The organism is Variovorax multivorans, assembly GCF_051216835.1.
GTDB lineage: Bacteria > Pseudomonadota > Gammaproteobacteria > Burkholderiales > Burkholderiaceae_C > Variovorax.
In genome coordinates, this window is sequence record NZ_JBPJZL010000008.1 from 149,790 (window position 1) to 165,096 (window position 15,307).

18 protein-coding genes are annotated in these 15,307 nt (G+C 63.7%); 17 read left to right on the forward strand and 1 reads right to left on the reverse strand.

The window, feature by feature from the left end; all coding sequences use genetic code 11:
• Window positions 1-98: 98 nt before the first annotated feature.
• The 17 genes from ACSFCA_RS22280 (at window position 99) to ACSFCA_RS22360 (ending at window position 14,621) form a co-directional block, all read left to right on the forward strand.
• Window positions 99-1,037 (forward strand): DedA family protein/thiosulfate sulfurtransferase GlpE, encoded by a 939-nt coding sequence (locus tag ACSFCA_RS22280; protein ID WP_435461214.1) that lies wholly within the window; start codon window positions 99-101, stop codon window positions 1,035-1,037.
• A gap of 91 nt (window positions 1,038-1,128) precedes the next feature.
• Complete coding sequence (locus ACSFCA_RS22285) at window positions 1,129-2,394, forward strand: MFS transporter (protein WP_435461215.1); 1,266 nt, start codon at window positions 1,129-1,131, stop codon at window positions 2,392-2,394.
• Window positions 2,395-2,425: 31 nt separating this feature from the next.
• Window positions 2,426-3,412, forward strand: a complete 987-nt coding sequence (locus tag ACSFCA_RS22290; protein WP_435461216.1) for a hypothetical protein — start codon at window positions 2,426-2,428, stop codon at window positions 3,410-3,412.
• A 39-nt stretch (window positions 3,413-3,451) separates the two neighbouring features.
• Entirely contained in the window at window positions 3,452-4,843 is a 1,392-nt protein-coding gene (locus tag ACSFCA_RS22295) for a cache domain-containing protein (RefSeq protein WP_435461217.1), read from the forward strand.
• A complete protein-coding gene (locus ACSFCA_RS22300) occupies window positions 4,840-5,481 on the forward strand; it encodes a response regulator (protein ID WP_435461218.1) in 642 nt (213 codons plus the stop codon). The genes ACSFCA_RS22295 and ACSFCA_RS22300 overlap by 4 nt, the downstream gene beginning before the upstream one ends.
• 342 nt (window positions 5,482-5,823) lie before the next feature.
• On the forward strand, window positions 5,824-6,075 hold the full coding sequence (locus tag ACSFCA_RS22305) for a hypothetical protein (RefSeq protein ID WP_435461219.1): 252 nt from the start codon (window positions 5,824-5,826) through the stop codon (window positions 6,073-6,075).
• Between the two features lie 45 nt (window positions 6,076-6,120).
• On the forward strand, window positions 6,121-6,744 hold the full coding sequence (locus tag ACSFCA_RS22310; RefSeq protein ID WP_435461220.1) for a hypothetical protein: 624 nt from the start codon (window positions 6,121-6,123) through the stop codon (window positions 6,742-6,744).
• 282 nt (window positions 6,745-7,026) lie between these two features.
• The gene (locus ACSFCA_RS22315) at window positions 7,027-7,830 is read left to right on the forward strand and encodes a TIGR04255 family protein (protein ID WP_435477421.1); all 804 of its coding nucleotides are present in this window, start codon (window positions 7,027-7,029) and stop codon (window positions 7,828-7,830) included.
• 13 nt (window positions 7,831-7,843) lie between these two features.
• On the forward strand, window positions 7,844-8,479 hold the full coding sequence (locus tag ACSFCA_RS22320; protein ID WP_435461222.1) for a hypothetical protein: 636 nt from the start codon (window positions 7,844-7,846) through the stop codon (window positions 8,477-8,479).
• Between the two features lie 9 nt (window positions 8,480-8,488).
• Window positions 8,489-9,328, forward strand: coding sequence for a hypothetical protein (locus ACSFCA_RS22325; protein WP_435461223.1), 840 nt, complete (start codon window positions 8,489-8,491; stop codon window positions 9,326-9,328).
• Window positions 9,329-9,609: 281 nt separating this feature from the next.
• Entirely contained in the window at window positions 9,610-10,233 is a 624-nt protein-coding gene (locus ACSFCA_RS22330; RefSeq protein ID WP_435461224.1) for a DUF938 domain-containing protein, read from the forward strand.
• A 66-nt stretch (window positions 10,234-10,299) separates the two neighbouring features.
• Entirely contained in the window at window positions 10,300-10,680 is a 381-nt protein-coding gene (locus tag ACSFCA_RS22335; RefSeq protein ID WP_435461225.1) for a hypothetical protein, read from the forward strand.
• A 19-nt stretch (window positions 10,681-10,699) separates the two neighbouring features.
• Window positions 10,700-11,098 carry a hypothetical protein gene (locus ACSFCA_RS22340; RefSeq protein WP_435461226.1) on the forward strand — a complete coding sequence of 133 codons (399 nt, stop codon included), beginning with the start codon at window positions 10,700-10,702 and terminating at the stop codon, window positions 11,096-11,098.
• 174 nt (window positions 11,099-11,272) lie between these two features.
• The gene (locus ACSFCA_RS22345) at window positions 11,273-12,949 is read left to right on the forward strand and encodes a tannase/feruloyl esterase family alpha/beta hydrolase (RefSeq protein ID WP_435461227.1); all 1,677 of its coding nucleotides are present in this window, start codon (window positions 11,273-11,275) and stop codon (window positions 12,947-12,949) included.
• Window positions 12,950-13,142: 193 nt separating this feature from the next.
• A complete protein-coding gene (locus ACSFCA_RS22350; protein ID WP_093058078.1) occupies window positions 13,143-13,433 on the forward strand; it encodes an HU family DNA-binding protein in 291 nt (96 codons plus the stop codon).
• Window positions 13,434-13,554: 121 nt separating this feature from the next.
• A complete protein-coding gene (locus tag ACSFCA_RS22355; protein WP_093178088.1) occupies window positions 13,555-14,082 on the forward strand; it encodes a C40 family peptidase in 528 nt (175 codons plus the stop codon).
• Window positions 14,083-14,093: 11 nt separating this feature from the next.
• Window positions 14,094-14,621 carry a YcxB family protein gene (locus ACSFCA_RS22360; protein ID WP_258353465.1) on the forward strand — a complete coding sequence of 176 codons (528 nt, stop codon included), beginning with the start codon at window positions 14,094-14,096 and terminating at the stop codon, window positions 14,619-14,621.
• Between the two features lie 31 nt (window positions 14,622-14,652).
• Here the strand turns inward: ACSFCA_RS22360 and ACSFCA_RS22365 are convergent, their stop codons facing one another.
• Window positions 14,653-15,285 (reverse strand): DUF2894 domain-containing protein, encoded by a 633-nt coding sequence (locus ACSFCA_RS22365; RefSeq protein ID WP_258355251.1) that lies wholly within the window; start codon window positions 15,283-15,285, stop codon window positions 14,653-14,655.
• Window positions 15,286-15,307: the final 22 nt, after the last annotated feature.

Consider the following 15,307-nt stretch of genomic DNA (forward strand, 5'->3'; position numbering starts at 1 on the left):
TGTGCCCAGTACGTTCTTGGGCCATGCCCGAGAATCGCGGTTCGCATGAACCGCACGCAACCCCCGCAAATTCTTCCGGCATCCGGACAAGGGCAGCCATGGCGCAGCTGATGTCCCTGCTCGTGCAGAACGCGATCCTGGTGGTGTTTGCCGCCAGTTTTGCCGCACGCCTCGGGCTGCCCGTGCCGGCGGCTGCGGTGCTGGTGGTGACGGGCGCGCTGCTGGCGGCGGGCGATGTCTCGGTGCCCGGCGTGGTGGCGGCTGCGGTCGTCGCCAACCTGCTGGGCGACGGTGCGTGGTTCTATGCCGGGCGGCGCTTCGGCTACCGCTTCATGCGCCTGCTGTGCCGCATCTCGCTGTCGCCCGACACCTGCGTGCGGCGCGGCGAATCGCTCATTACCGACTGGGGCGGCATGTCGCTCGTGGCCGCCAAGTTCGTGCCGGGCGTCTCGGTGGTGGCACCGCCCATGGCTGGGGCGCTGGGCATGTCGGTGCGGCGCTTCATCGGCTTCGACACGGGCGCGGCACTGGTCTGGACGGGGCTCTTCCTCGGGCTGGGCTGGGTGTTCCGCAACCAGATCCAGGAGGTGCTGGCCGTCATGGCGCAGGCAGGCGGCATCGCCACTGCTGCGCTGGGCGTGCTGCTGCTGGTGATCCTCGCGGTGCGCTACTGGCGCCGGCGCGCCTTCATGCGGCTCACGGGCATGCCGCGCATCACCGTCGACGAACTGCACGAAATGCTGAGCAGCGAGGAGCCGCCCCTGGTCATCGACGTGCGCGGCAAGGCCGGCGTGCAGATCGATCCACGCCGCATTCCGGGCGCCCTGCCGTACACGCTCAGGGAGTTGCAGAACCGCCAACTCATGTTGCTGCTCGACCAGAACCGCGACGTGGTGCTGTACTGCAACTGCCCCAACGAAGTGTCGGCCGCGCAGGCCGCGCGCGTGCTGCTGGCGCGCGGTGCGCGGCGGGCCCTGCCGCTGACCGGTGGGCTCGACGCGTGGGTGGCCTCGGGCCGGCCCACCAGCGTGGACTGACCTCGCGCCTGCAGACATCGGCCTCGCGTGCTAAGGTGCCCGGGCTTCGGGTTAACCCCTAAGCCTGTCTTTTCGCAACCGGGATTCCTCCGTGTCCTCTTCCGCTCCCACAGCCTCTCCGGCCAACACGGCCGTCACAGGCCTCACGCCCGCGCTCACGCTGGTCTTCGCCATCGCATGCGGCCTGTGCGTGGCCAACATCTACTACGCCCAGCCACTGATCGGCCCCATCTCCGACACGCTGCAGCTGCACGCCGGGCTGGCCGGCCTGATCATGACGCTGACCCAGCTCGGCTACGGCGCAGGCCTTCTGCTGCTGGTGCCGCTGGCCGACGTGGTCGAGAACCGCAGGCTCATCGTCGGCGCGTTGTTCGGTGCGGTCGTCGGGCTGGTGGGCATTGCACTCTCGGACTCGGCCGTTACCTTCCTGGCCGCCTCCTTCGTGGTCGGCGCATGCGCGGTCGCGGCGCAGGTGCTGCTGCCCTTTGCCTCGCACCTTGCGCCCGAGGCCACGCGCGGCAAGGTGGTCGGCAACATCATGGCCGGCCTGCTGGGCGGGATCATGCTGGCGCGGCCCTTTGCCAGCGTGGTGGCGTCGGCGCTGGGCTGGCGCGCGGTGTTCTGGCTGTCGGCCGTGTTGATGGCCACCCTCATCGCCGTGCTGTGGCGCGTGCTGCCGCAGCGGCAGCCGCATGCCTCGGTGGGCTATGCGCGCACCATGGCCTCGTTGCCCGGCATCGTGTGGAACACGCCGCTGCTGCGCCGGCGCGGCTTCTACCAGGGGATGATGTTCTCCGGCTTCCAGGCCTTCTGGACGGCCGTGCCGCTGGCGCTGGTGCACGAGTTCGGCATGGGGCAGCGCGGCATTGCGTTGTTCGCGCTGGCCGGTGCCGCCGGCGCGCTGATGGCACCGCTGGCGGGCCGGCTGGCCGACAGGGGGCTGACGCGGCCTGCCACCGGCGCCGCCATCGTCGTCGCGCTGCTTTCCTTCGTGCTCGGCGCAATCGCCATGCACTACCACTCGCTGGCCGGGCTGGTCGCGGCGGGCATTCTGCTTGATGGGGCGGTGCAGCTGTGCCAGGTGCTCAACTTCCGCAGTCTGTTCATGCTGGCGCCCGAGCTGCGCGGCCGGCTCAACGGGCTGTTCATGACCTTCATCTTCATCTGCGCCGCGGTGGCCTCGGGCATTGCAGCGGCCGTATACGCCTTCCACGGATGGAGCGGCCTGTGCCTGCTGGGCGGCGGCTATGTGCTGGTGGCGCTGCTTTACTACGCCACCGAGTTCCGCCGGCAGCCTTCGCCCGCAGCCGTTGGCCAGCAGCCGGTGGTAGCCGGCAGCCGACGCATGCGCCCGTAGACTCGCCCGCTTTCGCGTTCAATTGCCTTCAATGAGTTCTCCGGCTTTTTCGCGGTCCATCCAGGTTACGCAGATCCATGCGAGCGGCATCTGGCCCATCCTGCTGCTTTGCACGGCCTACTCCGTCCTGGTGTTCGCCGGGGCCGTGTGGATTCTCGACCCCGACGCGACGGGCTGGCGCATCGCGCGCGACATGGCGGCCATGCTCGTGCTCTTCGTGCTGTGGCTCGTGGGCCTGGTGGTCGTCGTGCGTGCGTGGCTTTGGGTCGAAGCGCATTGGCTGCCATCGGCCAGGAGCCGCGCAAAGCTGTTCAGCGGACGCACGCAGGTCGACGCCGGCGAAGGCGGCTTCTCCGTGCAGGGCCTGGGCCATGTCGACTGGATCGATGTGCTGGCCGTCGAAGGCATTCCCGACAGCGACAACTACCTGATCGTTCACACCCGGCCGTTCAGGAAGCTGCTGCTGACCGTGTGCGTCGACGAACTGGCCCCTGTCATCAACCACTACCTTGCCCGCAGAAGCAGCATCGAGGCAACGCGCTGGGGCAAGCTGCAAAGCCGCGCCATGGTTTTCTGCTGGCGGTGCTTCAGGGCCTGGATCTGGGCGGGATACGCACTGGCGGGCGCGGTGGGCATTGCGCTGCTCCTTAATGCGGGGGATACGGGCTTCCTGAAGACCGCTGTGGGCCTTTGCGTACTTGTGCCGCTGGTCGCGTGGCTGGTCTGGGCCATTCCCATCTCGCAGATCAGCACCTTCTCGCATTCGCGGGTGCGGGCCTTCGAGCTTGAAGGCACACGGCTGCACAGCACCGACGGCGAATGGCAGTTCGACCTGCGCCGGGACCGCATCAGCCGCCGCCGTGCGAGCGGCATCGGCTATGAGTTCACCTTCCTCGCCATTCGCCCGGAGTCGGGAAAGGGGCTCGACCTGATCCTCGAAGGTGGCGCCGACCAGGAGGCGCTACTCGACGCCCTGGACGACCGCGGCCTGCTGCCGCTGACGAACCCCGAGCTCTGAAAGGGGCCGGCCAGGCGGCGGTGGTAGCCTTGCGCCCCGATGAATCTCCGCACCAAGATCGTTGCGCTGGCCGTTGCACCTTTGCTCATCGCACTGGTGCTGGTGGCCCTCGCGGTGCGTCACCAGGAGCACGACCTCGCCCAGCGCGAGCGCGCCCTCATCGAGCGCAGCTACATGGACCAGCGCCGCAGCGAGCTGCGCAGCTACGTCGACCTGGCCGTGAGCAACCTGCTGCCGCTGTACGAATCGGGCCAGGACGACGAAGCCACCCGCAACGAGGCCCTGCGCCGCCTGGCCGCGCTCAACTACGGCGACGACGGCTACTTCTTCGTGTACGACCTGGAGGGCAACTCCCTCATGCACTCGCGCCAGCCCGAGCTGGTCGGCCAGAACCTCTGGGAGCTGCGCGACTCGCGCGGCCGCTACACCATTCAGGAGCTGATAAAGGGCGCGAAAGAAAGCGGCGGCGGCTACGTCGAGTACGAATGGCGCAAGCCGTCGAGCGCGCAGATGGCGCCCAAGCTCGGCTACGTGACCGCCATGCCGCGCTGGAACTGGATGGTAGGCACCGGCCTGTACCTCGACGACATCCAGTCGACCATGGACACCCTCGACCGGCAGATGAACGCCAACGTCACTGCCACGCTGCTGTGGATTGCCGGCATTGCCGCGCTGTGCCTCGGCGTGGTCAGCGCCGCCGGCCTGCTGCTGAACCTGAGCGAGCACCGCACCGCAGAAGCCAAGCTGCGCCTGCTCGCGCGGCGCGTGGTGCAGTCGCAGGAAGAAGAGCGCGGCCACCTCGCACGCGAACTGCACGACGGCACCAGCCAGACGCTGGTGTCGGCCAAGCTGCTGATCGAGTCGGCAGTCGAATCGCTCGACCGCCAGCGGCAGCCCACACCGCCCGCGCTGGCCAAGGCACTGCAGCGGCTCAACGATTCGCTGATTGAAGTGCGCCGCATATCGCACCGGCTGCGCCCCGCCTTGCTCGACACCCTGGGCCTGCCCGCCGCGCTGGAGAGGTTGGTCGACGAGTTCAGGGAAGAGGGCGGCGTCGACGCGTCGATGATGATGGGCGGCGAATCATTCGAGCTGCAGCCCGAGGTGAAGACCGCGCTCTTCCGCCTGACGCAAGAGGCGCTGACCAACGTGCGCAAGCACGCGAATGCACAGCACGTGAACATTGCGCTGAACTTCGACGAAGAAGAAGGCGTGCGGCTCGAAGTGAGCGACGACGGCACCGGCTTCGACATACAGGCCGTGCAGCTCGACCCCCGGCGCGGCATTGGCCTGCGCAACATGCGCGAGCGCATGGAGGCCATTGGCGGGCGGCTCATCATGTGCAGCAACGCCGGGCGCACATCCATCGAGGCCGAAGTGCCGACCCGCAGCGCGAGGGCTGCCGAAGAAGCGCCCGCATCCATCACATGACGACGACGAAGACCATCCGGCTTTTTCTTGTCGACGACCATCCGCTGGTGCGCGACGGCCTGCGCGCCCGGCTCGGCTCCATGCCCAACCTGGAGATAGTCGGCGAGGCCGGCAGCGCGGCCGAAGCGCTAACGCAGGTAGACAGCGTGCAGCCCGACCTGATGCTGATGGACGTCGGCATGAAAGACATGAACGGTATCGAGCTCGCGGCCCTGCTGCTGCAACGCCAGCCCGCGACGCACATCGTGATGCTCAGCATGTACGACAACCCCGAGTACGTGCAGAAGGCCCTGCAGGTGGGCGCGCGCGGCTACGTGCTGAAAGACGCGCCCGCGGCGGAGATAGTCGCGGCCATCGAGGCCGTGTCGGCGGGCGGTACCTTTCTGAGCCCGGCCGTGTCGAAGAAGCTGTTTCGCACGCAGGAGCCGCGGCCGCTGCTGACGCCACGCGAGAGCGAGATTCTTTCGGCGCTGGGGCGAGGCGAGTCGAGCAAGCAGATTGCCCGTGACCTGGGGCTGAGCGTGCGCACGGTGGAGGCGCACCGGCAGAGCATCAAGCGGCGGCTGGGCATCGAAGGGCAGGCGGAGCTCATCAAGTACGCGGTGGAGCATGCGCGGGAGTTTGGGCAGCGCTCGTGAACTTCAGCGACTGACTGTCAGAGCTTTGTGTATTGGCGCTACGGCACTGCGAATACCTGAGCTATTCGAGAATTTCTCGGCAGAAGTTTCTTCCTGCGCCGGGCTGGTTTTCTCTACAGTGAATGCCCCTGTGATTGAACGACCCGCTATGTGGGTGAGGAAGGCGGCACACACAACCAACGCCAACAACCGGACGAATGAATCAACCGCTTCGCTTCACAGCGGGCTATCGGTGCGACATGCATCGATGCGAACGTGAGGCACAAAAGGCGACGGCCAAGGTGCGCGAACACCTTGACCGTCTAACCAAGTGACGTGCATTACCTTAGAAGGAGCACACCAATGGCTGAACGAATTATGGCCGGGCCCGCAAGGCCGGCATCTGCGGACGCGACCACCACGACACGGGACCCGTCCGATCTTCTTGAGAACAAGCTGGAGCAGTTGAACTCACTGCTGTGGTGCTTCTACGGCGCCGGCGATGGATGGTTTCAGGATGCAGGGGAGGCGCATCGGGAGAATCTGCTTTGGATTGCTTCTGATTTGGCGCGGGAGGCGGTGGAGTTGTTTCAGGAGAGTGGAGGAGTGAGATGAAATTGGTCCCGGGGAAGATAGAAGGACAGCTGCGCGAGGGCATACATGTCGACCACATTTGACGTTTATCCCAGAACTGCGGGAATTCCGACATTTGGCGAATTGATCGAACTGGCGTCGACGCGACTTGCGGAGCGACTGCGCTGTCACGGCATCAATGTCCGCCCTGAACTGAAAGTCGAGGTGAGACATCACGGAAGCCATCAGGAGGTGGCAATCACGCCCGACGGTGAGATGACCTGGAAAAGAGACGAGTACGGCTGGTTCCATGTCCCAGGGGTGCTGGGTGGGACTGACGTCGACTACAGGAAAGTCGAAGAGCTGGACTGGAGGATGTGGCGCGAATTGCTCGAAACGAATGAGCGAGCAAGGGGTGAACGATTTCGCATCGAATCTTGCCTGGCCACAGGACACTATTGGGCCTTTCGACGCAGCGTTGGTCAGCCTGCAATCATCAATTTCGCCTATGGAATCATCGCCGCGTCGCTGGCTGAATTAACTGACGGCATCATCTACTCGTACGATTCGGCATGGGACTACGACCGATTTCCTGCAGTAGCCGCCGATTTCTACGAGTGGTACTTCAATCCGGAAAAGACGCCGGACCATGATCGTGCGACGTGGGCGAGGACTTGTCTCTCGGTCATTGCGAGCGATCACCGGCTCTGAGAAGTCTCGAAACTTCCTCCAAATCGACGTGAAGAGGTAGCCAGACAGCTATCTCTTGGCAGCGCTGCTGTGTCCCGCTCCAACTCAGTGGAGAAGCAGCCTAGGGTTCACCACTAGGCTGCGATGTATTTCGGCCTCGGGGTGCGCTTGGGCGAGGCCTTGAAGTCCCTGCAGATGGGCGTCCTTGAAATGGAGCTTTACACAGCCCAGCTAATGAGGGCTGTCAACCGTGGTGTAAAGTGTCAACCTGCCTGTCAAGCACATAGTCAAGGAAAAGATAATATGGGGAAAAAGCTGACCAGCGCGCCGGTCTACTACACAGTTGCCCAAGTCCGGTTCAACCCGGTGCTGGATTTGGACGGGTATATCCCCGCCATCCAGTCCAAGATGCGGGAGGCGCATTTTCCTGACTATAAGAAGGAAGTCTTTCAGCAACTTGTGCTGCCCTTCGGCGGAGGAGAGCAAGGGCAGATGGCCGCACCGACCGTTACGCCGCAGGCGCGCTATCAATTCGGCGACATTGCTGGGCGCACGCTGTTCTTGCTGGAGACGAATGCCCTGTCGTTCCAAACCACGAGCTACGATACCTTCGAAACCTTCTCCGAGATCCTTCTAAAGGGGCTGAGCATGCTGCACGACGCTCTGCGTCTCGACTTCGTTGAGCGCATCGGGCTGCGGTACTTGGACGCTGTTCAGCCGTCGAAGGACGGCGAAACGCTGCGGGAATTCCTCGTGCCGGAAGTGTTGGGTCTTGCGTTGCGAGGGGAAGGTCAACTTCAGCACTCGGTCAGCGAGACCGTTGTCTCGACTGCCGCTGGGCAGCTTGTGTCGCGTGTCCTTATTCGCCATGGGCACGTTGGCCTTCCCATGGAGCTGGGCGGCTTTGCCGGCTTTGCCTCAACTATCGACCCTCGCTTTACCCAACGCGAGAGCCTGCATGCCATCGTCGATACAGATGCATCCATCGGCCAGCGAGAGGTGTTCGACCTAGCCAAGGTGGGGGCACGACTGACGGCACTCCATGACGAAATCGTCAAGTCCTTCAATGCTACGGTGACCGACCATGCTCGGGCCTCTTGGGCCTAGAGAAGAAAACATCATGAGCACAGCAATGACCTATGGCGGTTGGGTTACCGACCGGCCGGCCGCAACAGGCGGCACGTCCCCCCTCGTTCGCTGGGTGGGATGGATGACTGCCGCAGGTGCCGCATTGACCGGCATTGGCACTGGAGGCGAGCTTTCGCTGGAACACCTGCAACGGAGTGCTCAGCAGGCGCAGAACAGGGTGTCCGCGTTCGAGGTCGCGGAGGTCGATCAGATTCGTACGCCTAGCGAAAACCTGTCGCGCATCCGCGAGGTGATGAACCCGGCCGTGTCCGACCTCGCGATAACGTTCGGCGTGTCGCGGCAATCTGTCTACAACTGGCTCAATGGTGAACCCGTTGCAAACGAGAACGCGGCGAAGCTGCAGGACCTTGCCCGAGCCGCTGACGTGCTGGCGCATGAAGGCGTGAGGATCAATTCAGCCCTGCTGAAGCGCAAGTTCGCCAACGGTCGGACGCTGATGCAGGTTGCGCAGGCAGGTGAGTCCGCCAGGGAGGCTGCCCTGATGCTGATCCAGATTCATAAACGCGAGGTGGCGCAACGCGAACGTATGAATGCTCGATTCGCGAATCGGGCGAAGACGCCCGCAAGCGCCGACTTCGACCTTCCTGCGCCCAACGACCACGCGTGAAAGTAAGACGTGGCGGAGTGGAATCGTGACACCCCATGGCGCCAAGGGCATCTGCTGGGCAAAGATGCGATTGAAGCTTTGGGGCTTCATCACGCGGCGGCGCTTGACCAGACGCTCGTCGTTGTCGCCAGCCATGACTGCGACCTCGCCCAGACGCCCGAAGGGGAGCCTGTCGTCGAGGTGGTCGTTGGCCGTCTGGTGGCGGACAGAGATGGCAACTGCACCCACGCCAAGAACGCGCGCAAGCTCCATGTCGAGTTTGCGGGCGCTGTCGTTTTCTGGACCGAGTTCGAGGCGACCGCCAAGATCTATGTCGATAAGCTCAAACTGAACGAATTTATCCCTCGCCCCGATGCGCACTTGTCCAAGGAGAACCACGCTATCTTTCAGATGTGGTTGGCCAGTCGCTACCGTCGCTCGGCATTCCCCGACGAATTCGAGCGCCGCCTGACCGCGAAGGAATTCAAGCTGCACGAAAAAATTGCCAAGGCCGTGAAGCCTCATGGGGAGTTGATTGTTGGCGTCTTCTTCGATGTGGACGAAGGTGCCGAAATCACCCGCGAAGGCCCCGACGACACCTACACCCTTGACATCATCATCCTGCACTCGGCTGACCCTGATTTTGAAGCGGCAGAGAAGGGGGCCGAAACGGCAGCCAAGGCTATCGAGAAGGCATTCAACGACAAGCTGTTCGACCCCACCAAGACGTGGCAGCACATCGAATTGCGCTCCTGTGATCTGGTGTCGGAGTCGGTCCTGACCTACCAGCAATTTAAGCAACTGAAGCGCTGGAGGCTGGAGCACATCAGCCTGGCCGCGGAGCCGCCGCAGTCTGTGCTGGCCGAATAGGAACCGCTAGATGTGGTCTCGCGAGCGGCTTACCGTTGGCTGGTCCGCTGAAATTGGTCGTGAGTGATGGCTTTTAGAAAGCTTGACGGGTGGCGCAGAGTTCCGTTGTGGATCGGTAGGGGCCATCGCCTTGACGAATGGCCGCTAGGTGGCCGGAATCGGTAGTGCCGGCCTCAGCGGCGACGGACAGCAACCGCTGCAATGCAGACATCGTCGACTGACCGACAAGCATTCGATAACCTAACGCGGTGTTTCAAGCCCCTTGTCCAAGTACCACCCGAATGCCCGACCTTCTCTACAGTCCTGCCGCCGACCGCAATAGGCAGCCCATCCTCGATGCATTGACCAGTATCCTCGGTGAGCGCGGGACCGCACTAGAGATCGCATCTGGAACAGGCCAACACGCCGCTTGGTTCGCAGCCGCGATGACTCAATGGACTTGGCAGCCCACCGACGCAGATGCCCGCATGCTTCCAGCGCTCGCAAGCCGAGTCGCAGAAGCCGCACTACCCAATCTCCGCCCGCCACTCCTGCTCGACGTGATGGTCCCTCAATGGCCATCGCAGGGCCCCGCATTCACTCAAGAAGGAAAGTTCGACGCAATCTACTGCGCCAACATGCTGCACATCGCGCCTTGGGCCACATGCGCCGCCCTGATGCAAGGGGCCGCGCGGCATCTACTTCCTGGCGGGTCGCTCATCACATACGGGCCTTACTTCGAAGACGAAGTCCCAACGGCGCCGAGCAACCTGGCGTTCGACGAAGACTTGCGCGCCCGAAATTCTGCATGGGGTATTCGTCGCATTGAGGACGTGGCAGCAGAGGCGAACCGATCAGGATTCGCGTTGCGCGAGCGGCATGCGATGCCTGCGAACAACTTGCTGCTGGTCTTCGGCTTCCAGTGAATACGGCGTACTTCCCATGAACGTAGCTCTTCGAATTCTTTTCGCGAAGATTCTCTTGGAGTACGTGTGATCAAGATGAACGTACAAGAACAAAACGCCTTGGTCGAAGATGCGATCCGTCGAGAAGCCATGCACTGGCGGCAGAACGCGCTCCCCGAAGCGCTCAAGGTCACTGGCCTTGAGCGAGGCGTTCAGTGGGAGAAATCCATCGTTGTTGATCTGGATATCGACTTCCCCGGAATGCCGAAGCTGTGCGGCTTGCTGCTCACGCAAGACGAGAGGTTCGTGGACTTCGAGATCGACACCGACACGACTTATGGGGTCGTTGAATCGGTGGAAATCTGGGAAGACGTGACGGCGATTCAGAACACGAACCCGCGCAACCGCGGAATTGGCGCGGGGCGTGGAGCGATTGCAATCAAGGTGCTTCGGGCACTCAACAGTTGAAAGTCACACTCCTAGCAACATGAACACGATGCGCCTCGAAGGACAGAACTTTGCCGAACTCAAAGCGCCCACGGATGCGCAAATTCGGCGGAGAGTGCTCGCACTCCAGAGCACAGGAAAGCACTCATACGCTTCGCTGACGAGCGAAGACGGAAGCTACGTTCAAGTTGCGGGTGGCAGGGCAACCTGCATGGTGGAGAGGTTCGACCCTGCAACCGGGAAGCGGGAGAGGGCGTTTCACGACAAGCCAAACCCGGCTTTCCCGGATGGAACCTTGCTTGTATTTGGTGCGGGTGAGCTGACGCTCAAGTCCGATGAGTGGTTTGTGGCAGATGCGGTCGTGGAGATATTCCTGTGCTTCAAGGAGGCACGCCAATATCCGGACACCGTGTCTTGGCGTGCTGCGCCGGGCTTCTGACGTGCTGCACTGAAGCCGAACACTGCAGGCTGCCGTTGTCCGCGCTTGGGGCAGACCCGCATCGATGCGATACACGCATGCGCGCAAACCCGTGGCGACGCGCCATGGTCTTCTCAATACCATGCGCCTTGGGCGCATTGCCGCCCGTCCAACAACAACTCAGACAGGCGACAAATGGCAACTCCAGATTTCCGAAGGCGCAGCGCTTCGTTCAGCCTGGCCGCATTGGCCGCCGCAGCCGCACTCGCCGGGTGCGCCTCTGTCAGCGAGCCCGCAATCACGCCCGCCCAAACGGCCCAGGCGCAAGCCGCATGCACGGCGCTGCAAGACATGAAGATCGCGGCCTCCGCCATCGGCAAGCCGAGCTCGGGCGCTGTCGTTCAATCTGCGCGCTTCGTCTCCGCCAATGCCGCGGACAACCCCAATGGTGAGTACTGCGCGGTCAAGGGTGTCGTGCTGCCCGTGAGTGCATCGGCGCCCAGCCTCGAGTTCCAGGTCAACCTTCCCACCGCATGGAACCGCCGTACGCTGCAGATGGGCGGTGGCGGCTATGACGGCACGCTCGTCACCGGCCTGGGCGCCTACACCGCGCAGCCCAACGGCACACCCAACGCGTTGCGCCAGGGCTATGCCACGCTGGGCAGCGATGGTGGGCACAAGGGCACGGGCAACTTCGACGGCAATTTCGCGCTGAACGACGAGGCGCTTCTCAACTACGGCCAGCAGTCGGTCAAGAAGACGCACGACGTGGCGCTGGAGATCGTCCGGCAGCGCTATGGTGCGGCGCCACGGCGCTTCTATTTCATCGGTGGGTCACAGGGCGGGCACGAGGCGCTCGATGCCGCGGCGCGCTACGCCGCCGACTACGACGGGGCCATTGCCAACTACCCGGCGTACAACATCACGATGCTGCAGCTGGCGTCGCTGCATGTCGGCAAGGCGCTGTATGCCAATGGCGGCGCGGGTTGGATGAACCCGGCCAAGAAGACGCTGCTCGTCAACGCGGTGTATGCCGCCTGCGACGGGCTCGACGGCGCCAAGGACGGAATCATCGGCAATGTCGCGGCCTGCAACGTGGTCTTCAACATCGACAAGGTGAAGGCCACGCTGCGTTGCGTTGGTGGCGCTGACAACGGCGACTTCTGCCTGTCCGATGCGCAGATCGCGGCCGTGCGGCAGATCGCATCGCCCTATGACGCGGGGTTTGCGGTTGCGGGGCAGCAGGTGTTTCCGCGCTGGCCAGTGCTTGAAGGTGCGGTGTTCTCGGTGTCGTCGTTTGGCGCATCGCGCGTGCCATCGAACCCGCCGGCTGCCACCGATGCGTTGCTGTTCTCCATTGGCGCGGCGCACGCGAAGTATTTCGCCACGCGCAACCCGTCGCTCGATGCGCTGCGCTATGAGCCGGCGCGCTACAGGGCACGGCTGCAGCAGCTGGGCAGCATCACCGACGTGACGACGGTGAGCCTCGAAGCCTTTCGCGCCAGGGGCGGCAAGCTGATCCTCACGCATGGCACGGCAGACGATTTCATCAGCCCCTACAACACCGAGGACTACTACCGCCGCCAGGTCGCAGCCTTCGGCCAGGCGGGTGTCGACTCGTTCATTCGCTTCTACAGCGTGCCGGGCTTCGGCCATGGCATGGGCCCGTACCGGCTCGGCTACGACGGGCTCGCGGTGCTCGACAACTGGGTCGAGAAGGGGCAGGCGCCTGAAACGATTCCTTCGGTCGACAACAACCAGAACGCCAACCGCTCGCGGCCGATGTGCCGCTGGCCGGCATGGCCCGCGTTTACGGGGGCGGCGGGTGCTTCGATGAACGGCGCGGCAAATTTCAGCTGCAGGGCGTCCTGACATCGTTGGTACTTTCCATCGGGCTTTGTGACGTAGTTTCGTGCACCATCGTGCATCGATCACGATGTTTCACTTTTGAAACGCATGCGTGTCTCGATCCCCCGGTGGGGCGTTTAAAGTTCGAGCCCGGTGCGTTTTCGCGTCACGGACTTTTCCCCCAACCGTTTTACTGATTGAAGAAAGAACCCCCGTTTTGAACAAGACCGACCTCATCGCCGCTATCGCCACGGACACGAACCTCAGCAAGGCCGACGCTGCCCGCGCGCTCGACTCCGCCATCGACAACCTGTCGCGCGCCCTCGCCAGCGGCGACACGGTACAACTGATCGGCTTCGGCACCTTCGCCGTGGCAAGCCGCCCCGAGCGCACGGGCCGCAACCCGTCGACCGGCGAGCCGATGACCATCAAGGCCAGCAAGGCGCCCAAGTTCACCGCCGGCAAGGCGCTGAAAGACGCTGTCAACACGCCTGCAGCAGGCCAGTAAGCGCTTTTTCTTCCCTCCGTTGCGTCGGCGCAGCAGCGCGGGCCTCGGAGGGCCTCATCTTCAGGAAGCCGTCGCATTCCGCGCTAGAGTTCGTGCACGTTCACGAGCCCAGCCATCCGACATGTACGACGCGCCTGTGCCATCAACGCAACAATCCCGCACACTGCAGCAGTGGCTGCTTCGGCTCCTTTTCACAGGAGCCTGTCTTCTGGTTCTGGGCTGTGCAAGCCCATCGGGTCCGCGGCAAGGGCCGGGGCCTGCCGTCAGCAGCACGCTGACGGACGAACAATCGAACAGCGTCGCAATCCATGCACTCGGTCTTGTCGGCACGCCGTACCGCTATGGCGGCAACACGCCTGATGGCGGCTTCGATTGCAGCGGGCTCATCGGCTATGTGTATCTCAACAGCGTAGGCGAGTCGCCGCCGCGCACCGTGGCTCGGATGAGCGGCTTCGGCAGCCCGGTGTCGATGTCCGAGCTTCGCACGGGCGATCTCGTGCTCTTCGGCCCGTCCACGCCGTCGCATGCGGGCATCTATGTGGGCGGAGGGCGCTTCGTGCATGCGCCATCGACTGGCGGCGTGGTGCGGCTCGATCGGCTCGACGGCGTGTATTGGTCGCGCCAGACGGTGCAGGCGCGGCGGCCTTGAGTCCGGCAAGCATGTCGGCAGCATCGTTCACCCTCACCCCGACAGACTTCGCGCGCCTTCAGAAGGTCGTCGGTCGTCGCGTTGGCCGCAAGCCGGGTTTGTCGTCCACCCTGTTCATGTTGCGCGCGGCGGTATGGGTGGGCGTCGGATTACTGGTCGCGGCGTACGTGCGCGTGCTGGACGACTACACCGAACTGCCGCATCTCCGGTTCATGGCGTACCTCGTGATGATCGTCTTCTTGCTGCTGGTGTCGCTGCCCCATGTTTCCCAGGCGATCTGGCGCAAGCACATGTTCGCCCCCAATGGCACGTTTCTCTCGCCCCAGACCGTCAGCATCACAGGCAGCGCGCTGACGATCCAGTCCGCAACGATGCGGTCAGAACTTCTGTGGGCGGGCTTCATGGCCCGCGAGGAAGACGACGTGAACCACTATCTCTTTACCGATGAGATGCAGGCGGTCGTGCTTCCTCGTTCTGCCATTGCATCGTTTGCCGACGAGTTCGAGCGCCTGACTTCGCATCTGAAGAACAAGCCCTGACGCACGGGCCTCGCTTCGGTTGATTCGGGCCTCAGCTGGCCTTGCTGCGCACGCTCTTCTTGGTCGAGCCTTCTGCGCGCGGGCTTGGCGCATTCGCTGCTGCTGCGGTGCCGTTCAACTGATCGACCCATGACAGCGCATCGACATACGACATGAACCGGTTAAGGTATTCCGGAGACAGGTCGCGCATCAGCGTGAGCGAGCGGTGCACGAGGTGATGCGAGTTGAGGGGGCCGGCGTTCTCGGGCACCTTTGCCAGTGACTGCGTCAATCGCCGGTCGGCGCTGAGCTTGGACCAGGTGCTCTTGAAGTAGCGGATCGACTTCAGCTCGGTGGAGGGCGACGAGGCAGAAGAGGTGGCGGGCGTCGCCCTGCCTGCCGCGGTCGGGCTGGCATCCATGACCGGCGCGTGCTGGGCGATGTGGTCGATGAGTTCGGCGAGCGCGCCACGTTCAGGTGTTGCTGCTTGCGGCTTCGCAACGTCCGCAGGCGCTGCTTTCTCAAGATCCTCGCCATACGCGGCCAGCAGTGCGACCACCTTGTCGTCGAGCATGCGCCGCGCTTCGCCGCCGTGCGCAGTCGCGCGCCTGGCCATCGCCTCGATGACACGAAAGCGCACAGGGTCGAAGCGCTGATCGCCACGCGCGATCGCTGCGGCGACCATCGCGCCGGTGTCGCGGCAAGTC

Bases quoted from the DNA above. Each gene is read 5' to 3' on its own strand.
- ACSFCA_RS22280 (WP_435461214.1), top strand. From the start codon at position 99: ATGGCGCAGCTGATGTCCCTGCTCGTGCAGAACGCGATCCTGGTGGTG.
- ACSFCA_RS22365 (WP_258355251.1), bottom strand. From the start codon at position 15,285: ATGGTCGCCGCAGCGATCGCGCGTGGCGATCAGCGCTTCGACCCTGTG.
- ACSFCA_RS22295 (WP_435461217.1), top strand. From the start codon at position 3,452: ATGAATCTCCGCACCAAGATCGTTGCGCTGGCCGTTGCACCTTTGCTC.
- ACSFCA_RS22330 (WP_435461224.1), top strand. From the start codon at position 9,610: ATGCCCGACCTTCTCTACAGTCCTGCCGCCGACCGCAATAGGCAGCCC.
- ACSFCA_RS22345 (WP_435461227.1), top strand. From the start codon at position 11,273: ATGGCAACTCCAGATTTCCGAAGGCGCAGCGCTTCGTTCAGCCTGGCC.
- ACSFCA_RS22290 (WP_435461216.1), top strand. From the start codon at position 2,426: ATGAGTTCTCCGGCTTTTTCGCGGTCCATCCAGGTTACGCAGATCCAT.
- ACSFCA_RS22315 (WP_435477421.1), top strand. From the start codon at position 7,027: ATGGGGAAAAAGCTGACCAGCGCGCCGGTCTACTACACAGTTGCCCAA.
- ACSFCA_RS22340 (WP_435461226.1), top strand. From the start codon at position 10,700: ATGAACACGATGCGCCTCGAAGGACAGAACTTTGCCGAACTCAAAGCG.
- ACSFCA_RS22360 (WP_258353465.1), top strand. From the start codon at position 14,094: ATGTCGGCAGCATCGTTCACCCTCACCCCGACAGACTTCGCGCGCCTT.
- ACSFCA_RS22300 (WP_435461218.1), top strand. From the start codon at position 4,840: ATGACGACGACGAAGACCATCCGGCTTTTTCTTGTCGACGACCATCCG.
- ACSFCA_RS22320 (WP_435461222.1), top strand. From the start codon at position 7,844: ATGAGCACAGCAATGACCTATGGCGGTTGGGTTACCGACCGGCCGGCC.
- ACSFCA_RS22355 (WP_093178088.1), top strand. From the start codon at position 13,555: ATGTACGACGCGCCTGTGCCATCAACGCAACAATCCCGCACACTGCAG.
- ACSFCA_RS22305 (WP_435461219.1), top strand. From the start codon at position 5,824: ATGGCTGAACGAATTATGGCCGGGCCCGCAAGGCCGGCATCTGCGGAC.
- ACSFCA_RS22310 (WP_435461220.1), top strand. From the start codon at position 6,121: ATGTCGACCACATTTGACGTTTATCCCAGAACTGCGGGAATTCCGACA.